Source organism: Pseudomonas sp. SB113, from assembly GCF_040754745.1.
Classification (GTDB): domain Bacteria; phylum Pseudomonadota; class Gammaproteobacteria; order Pseudomonadales; family Pseudomonadaceae; genus Aquipseudomonas; species Aquipseudomonas grimontii.
Window position 1 is genome coordinate 1 of record NZ_JBFMHW010000058.1, and the last position, 1,314, is coordinate 1,314.

Below are 1,314 nucleotides of genomic sequence, written 5' to 3' on the forward strand. Positions count from 1 at the left end.
GTGCACATTGGTGTTCCTCTCGAAACCCAGACCGGTGAAACGCGGGTGGCTGCCACCCCGGAAACCATCAAGAAGCTGATCGGCCAGGGCCATAAGGTCACTGTTCAAAGCGGAGCCGGTATCAAAGCCAGCATCGTCGACAGTGCCTATGAAACGGCAGGCGCAACCATTGGCAGTGCCAGCGATGCGTTTGGCGCCGAGCTGATCCTAAAGGTGGTCGCCCCCAGCGACAGCGAGCTGGCGCTGATCAAAAGCGGCACCGTGTTGGTGGGCATGCTCAATCCGTTCAGCAACGAAACCATTGCCAAGCTGGCCGAGCAGGGCATCACTGCCTTCGCGCTGGAAGCGGCTCCACGTACCTCGCGCGCCCAGAGCCTCGACGTGCTGTCTTCCCAGGCCAACATCGCCGGCTATAAAGCCGTGTTGCTGGCCGCCCATCATTACCCGCGCTTCATGCCGATGCTGATGACCGCCGCAGGCACCGTCAAAGCCGCGCGCGTGCTGATCCTCGGCGCCGGTGTGGCAGGCCTTCAAGCCATCGCCACGGCGAAACGCCTGGGCGCAGTGATCGAAGCATCCGACGTGCGCCCCGCGGTAAAAGAGCAGATCGAATCCCTCGGCGCCAAATTCGTCGACGTGCCATACGAAACTGACGAAGAGCGTGAATGCGCCGTCGGTGTAGGCGGTTACGCCCGCCCGATGCCGACCAGCTGGATGCAACGCCAGGCCCTGGCCGTGCATGAGCGCGCCAAGCAAGCCGATATTGTCATCACTACCGCCCTGATCCCCGGCCGTAAAGCGCCGACCTTGCTCAGCGCCGACACTGTCGCGCAGATGAAGCCCGGCTCGGTGGTCATTGACCTCGCCGCTGCCCAGGGTGGCAACTGCCCGCTGACCGTCGCCGATCAGGTGGTGGTTGAGAACGGCGTGATCATCTGCGGCCCGACCAACCTGGCCGGCGCGGTCGCCGCCGATGCATCGGCCTTGTATGCGCGCAACCTGCTGGACTTCCTGAAGCTGGTCTTCAACAAGGAAGGGCAGTTTGAAATCAACCTCGAAGACGACATCGTCGCCGCGTGCCTGATGTGCCGCGACGGCCAAGTCATCCGCAAAAACGCCTAAGCAGGGATTCAGACGATGGAAGAGCTTATCTCCCCCGGTATCTACAACCTGATCATCTTTGTGCTGGCGATTTATGTCGGTTACCACGTGGTCTGGAACGTAACCCCCGCACTGCACACGCCGCTGATGGCAGTGACCAACGCCATTTCGGCGATTGTGATTGTCGGCGCCATGCTCGCGGCAGCGCTGACC

The 1,314-nt window shown here is 62.0% G+C and carries 2 protein-coding genes; both read left to right on the forward strand.

From position 1 onward, the window contains the following. Entirely contained in the window at positions 1–1,122 is a 1,122-nt protein-coding gene (locus AB1462_RS31365; RefSeq protein ID WP_090401237.1) for a Re/Si-specific NAD(P)(+) transhydrogenase subunit alpha, read from the forward strand. Between the two features lie 15 nt (positions 1,123–1,137). Then, positions 1,138–1,314, forward strand: a 177-nt coding sequence (locus AB1462_RS31370) for a proton-translocating transhydrogenase family protein (RefSeq protein ID WP_367248946.1), incomplete at its 3' end; no start/stop codon positions are given.